The sequence below is a fragment of the Sphingomonas bacterium genome (assembly GCF_903644055.1).
Taxonomy (GTDB): domain Bacteria; phylum Pseudomonadota; class Alphaproteobacteria; order Sphingomonadales; family Sphingomonadaceae; genus Sphingomonas_I.
Map to the genome: position 1 here is coordinate 1 of NZ_CAHJXD010000053.1, position 4,131 is coordinate 4,131.

General features: G+C 68.5%; 4 protein-coding genes. 2 read left to right on the plus strand and 2 right to left on the minus strand.

Annotation, left to right across the window (positions count from 1 at the left end; translation table 11 throughout):
* The coding region (locus HUU94_RS02215) for a CoA transferase (RefSeq protein WP_217429541.1) at nt 1-975 on the plus strand (975 nt) is incomplete at its 5' end.
* A gap of 19 nt (nt 976-994) precedes the next feature.
* Here the strand turns inward: HUU94_RS02215 and HUU94_RS02220 are convergent.
* Nucleotides 995-1,414 (minus strand): DUF3237 domain-containing protein, encoded by a 420-nt coding sequence (locus tag HUU94_RS02220; RefSeq protein ID WP_174273493.1) that lies wholly within the window; start codon nt 1,412-1,414, stop codon nt 995-997.
* 205 nt (nt 1,415-1,619) lie between these two features.
* Between HUU94_RS02220 and HUU94_RS02225 the strand changes: the two genes are divergently transcribed.
* A complete protein-coding gene (locus HUU94_RS02225; protein ID WP_174273494.1) occupies nt 1,620-3,263 on the plus strand; it encodes a class I adenylate-forming enzyme family protein in 1,644 nt (547 codons plus the stop codon).
* Nucleotides 3,264-3,278: 15 nt separating this feature from the next.
* On the opposite strand, the gene HUU94_RS02230 is transcribed toward HUU94_RS02225, so the two are convergent.
* Nucleotides 3,279-4,131 (minus strand): alpha/beta hydrolase (locus HUU94_RS02230; protein WP_217429542.1); only part of this gene is annotated, 853 nt, incomplete at its 5' end.

Consider the following 4,131-nt stretch of genomic DNA (forward strand, 5'->3'; position numbering starts at 1 on the left):
GGGGGCTGCCGCCTGTTTCGGACGCGGGACGGGTGGATGGCACTCAACCTGCCGCGCGACGAGGATTGGGAACTGATCCCCGCTCTGCTCGGCGAACCTGCCGGGGATTGGGAGGCGATCCTGCGCCTGGCTGCGACGCGCGAACGGAATGCCCTGCTGGCCCAAGCCCGGTTGCTCGGTCTCGCGGCGGCGGCGGACGAGACGCCGGCGGCCGGCCCCGCCTTCACCATGGCGCGGCTGGGCAGCGCCCCATCGCGGCACGCCGTTCCGCTGGTGGTGGATATGTCTTCGCTGTGGGCGGGGCCGCTCGCCGGCGCGCTGCTTGCGGCGGTGGGCGCGCGCGTCGTCAAGGTCGAAAGCCGCAGGCGGCCCGATGGCGCGCGCCTCGGCGACAAAACATTTTACGATCTGCTCAACGCGGGCAAGGCCAGCGTCGCGCTTGATCTCACCGTGCCAGAGGACCGGCGGCGGCTCGGCCGGCTGATCGATACCGCGGATATCGTGATCGAAAGCGCCCGCCCCCGCGCGCTGCTACAGATGGGGATCGACGCCGCCGATGCGGCGCGGCGCGGCGCCACCTGGATAGCGATCACCGCGCATGGCCGGGCGGGCGAGGCCGGCGACTGGATCGGCTATGGCGACGATGCGGGCGTCGCCGCTGGCGTGTCGGCGGCGATGGCGCGCGCCTGGGGCGCGCCACTGTTCGCCGGCGACGCGATCGCCGATCCGCTGACCGGCATCACGGCGGCGGTGGCGGGATGGGCGAGCTGGCGCAACGGCGGCGGGCATCTGATCTCGCTCGCTCTATCGCAGGTGGCGGCGCATGCGGCGCGGCTCCACGAAGCAAGCGATGTGCGCGCGTGGCAGACGCTGGCCGCAAGCGACGACCGTCCGCTCTATCCGCTTCGCGTACCGCCCGGCGCGGCGCGATCGCTCGGCGCCGACAGTGCTACGGTGCTGGAAACACCCGGCTGACGATCGCCGCGATCAGCGGTCAGCGCAGTTCGTAGAAATCATAGTGGACGCTCCACTCCTGACCGTTGCGCTCCAGCCGCGATTTGCCGACAGCCTGGATGCGGGACAGCCAGAGATAGCGCTCGTCGCCCGTCTCGAAGGTGGCGGCGACGCGCGAGGCGCGATCGGCGGGGTCGGAGACATCGAGCTTGCCCGTGTAGCGCAGCCCGATCAGCGCGCCGTCGTCGGTACGAAGCGCCATGCGCACGTCGATCGTGCCGATGTCCCCCGCCAGGATCAGCCAATCGGATGCGGTGCCGGCCAGCGTCGCGCGCAGGCGATCCCCTTCGAACGTGGCGCCGCGAATATCGCTTTGCGATCGCTGGCCAGTCGGCGTCCTGCCGAACTGGATCGGCGGATCGACATCGAAGCGCGCCGTACAGAGGGGAATGAGTTCCATGCCAGTCTCCACGATGAGCCTCGCGCATGCCGCGCGACGGCCGACAGGTGCCTCCGTGGCGTCCTTTATCCGTCGTTGCAACGCGTGCATCCTGTTATCGCCGGCACGCTTTGTCGGCGCTGGTCCACGCTTTGTCGCGGGCTATCAAGACCGCTCGGCCAGGTGTTCATAGCTGTTGTCGAGCGATTAGCGGAGCCGCACCCCGATGAGTGACCAGACCCCTATCGATCTGCCCCCGATCGATCCCTCGCTGCCGACCACGCTCGGCGGCTTCCTCGATGAGATCGCGGCGCGGTTCGGACCGCGCGAAGCCGTCGCGATCGACGATGCGCTGCTCGGCGGGGTCCGCGTCGGCTGGAGCTACGACGAATTGCGTCGGCAGTCGCGGCGCGTCGCCAAGGCGCTCGTCGCGGCGGGGGTCGGCAAGGGCGGGCGGGTCGGCATCCTGCTCGGCAATCGCCCCGAATTCGTCGCCGCCCTGTTCGGCGTGGCGCTGGCGGGCGGCACCGCCGTCACCCTGTCCACCTTCTCGACCCGCGACGAACTCGATCAATTGCTGCACCTCTCGGACATCGGCGTGCTGCTGACGCAGCGCGGCATCGCAAGACGGTCGCTGGAAGACGAGATCGCCGCGCTCGTCCCGGCGCTGCCCAACGAGCGCTTCCCGTTCCTTCAGCGGATCGCCGCGCTGGCGGGCGGTTCCGGCGATATCGTCGAGCCCTGGGATCGCTTCCTGGCCGCCGGCGACGCGATCGCCGATGCGCTGCTGGATGCGCGCGCGGCGCGGGTCGGCGGCAATGACGAGGCGGTGATCATCTACACCTCGGGCACGACGAGCGTGCCCAAGGGCGTGATCCATCTTCATTCGACGGTGATCAAGCAGTTCAGATGGCAGGCGGAAATCTACGCGCGCCACCGCGATACACGGATCGCTTCCCCCTTCCCGCTGTTCTGGTCCGCCGGCATCGTATCGGTGCTGGGCTCGACGCTCGCCGTCGGCGGAGCCTATATCGCCGACGAAATCTTCGAGCCTGGAGCGGCACTCAAGCTGATCGCCCGCGAGCGCATCGACGAATGGTATGGTTTCCCGACGCATACCGCCGCCCTGGCCGATCACCAAGACTGGCCCACCGCCGATCTCTCCTCGATGACCCGCATCAAGGGCAACAACGAGTTCGCGGGCCATCCCAATGCCAGCCCCGATCCGAACTGGGATCATATCGTCGCCTACGGGATGAGCGAGAGCTGCACTTCGGTGGTCAGCCATCTTTCGACGACGCCGACCGCGCTCCAGCTCCAGAGCGCGGGCAAGCCGCTGCCGGGGATCGAGCTCCGGATCATCGATGTGGATGACGGCCGGATCCTCGATCCGGGTGGCGAAGGCGAGATATTGGTGCGCGGGCCGACGATGATGCCGCATTATGTGGGCATGCGGCGCGAGGACAGCTATGATCCCGAAGGCTTCTTCCACACCGGCGATACGGGCTTCATCGATCCCGACGGCTTCCTCCACTGGACTGGCCGCATCAAGAATATGGTCAAGACGGGCGGCGCCAATGTCGCGTCGGGCGAGGTCGAGGCGGTGGCCACGGCGCTGGGCTCGCTCAAGCTGTGCCGCGTGATCGGCATGCCCGATAAAAGGCTGGGCGAGATGGTCGTGCTGTGCGCGGTCAAGGAAGAAGGCGCGGTCGTCGACGAGGAGCAGGTCCGCCTCGCGCTGCGCGAGAAGCTGGCCGCCTACAAGGTGCCCAAGCGCGTGCTGTTCTTCGCGATCGACGATTATCCGCTGACCGCATCCGGCAAGGTCAAGGACAAGGAATTGCGCGAACTCGCCGCCGCGCGGATGTAGCCGCCGCGCCGCGGATCATGCGGCGAAGGCGCGGCGGAGCCCGTCGAGGCAGCGTTCGGTGAAGGTGCGGGAAACCTGCGCGTTCGGAACCATCGCCTCGAAGCCATGGAACGCGCCGGGCGCGACGTGAACCTCGGTCGGCACGCCCGCGCGGATCAGCCGGATCGCATAATCGAGATTTTCGTCGATGAAGATATCGAGCGCGGCGGTGGCGATCATCGTCGGCGGCAGTCCGGCCAGATCGGTCGCGCGGGCGGGCGCGGCGAGATAGGGAATTTCGTCCGATCCCGCGGGCCGGCCCAGCCAGCTCGACCAGCCATAGGCATTCGACGCGGCATCCCAGACGAATTGCCCGGAAAAGGGATTGCGCTCGCCGGTCGTGCCGGTGCGATCGTCCAGCATCGGATAGATCAGTAGCTGATAGGCGATCTTCGGCCCGCCGCGATCCCGCGCGAGCAGGCAGAGCGCCGCCGCCAATCCGCCCCCGGCGCTTTCGCCGCGCACCGCGATCCGATTGCTGTCCAGCCCGAGCGCCGGGCCCTCGGCATGGAGCCACTCCAGCACCGCGTAGCAATCGTCGAGCGCGGCGGGATAAGGATGCTCCGGGGCGAGGCGGTAATCGATCGATACCAAAGCGGCGTCGAGCGCCTTTGCCCAAGCGCGGTTGCGCGGATCGCCGAGTTCGGCGCTGCCGAACAGGAAACCGCCGCCGTGGATGTGCATGACGATCGGCGCATGGGCGGGAAGCCCTTCGGGCCGATAGAGACGGACGCGCACGTCCGGCGCGCCATCATGCCCGGGCGCGAGATGATCGGATACGGCCACCTGCGGATCGGCATTCTCCAGGCCAAGCCGGGTCATCGCCGCG

Bases quoted from the DNA above. Each gene is read 5' to 3' on its own strand.
- HUU94_RS02225 (WP_174273494.1), top strand. From the start codon at position 1,620: ATGAGTGACCAGACCCCTATCGATCTGCCCCCGATCGATCCCTCGCTG.
- HUU94_RS02220 (WP_174273493.1), bottom strand. From the start codon at position 1,414: ATGGAACTCATTCCCCTCTGTACGGCGCGCTTCGATGTCGATCCGCCG.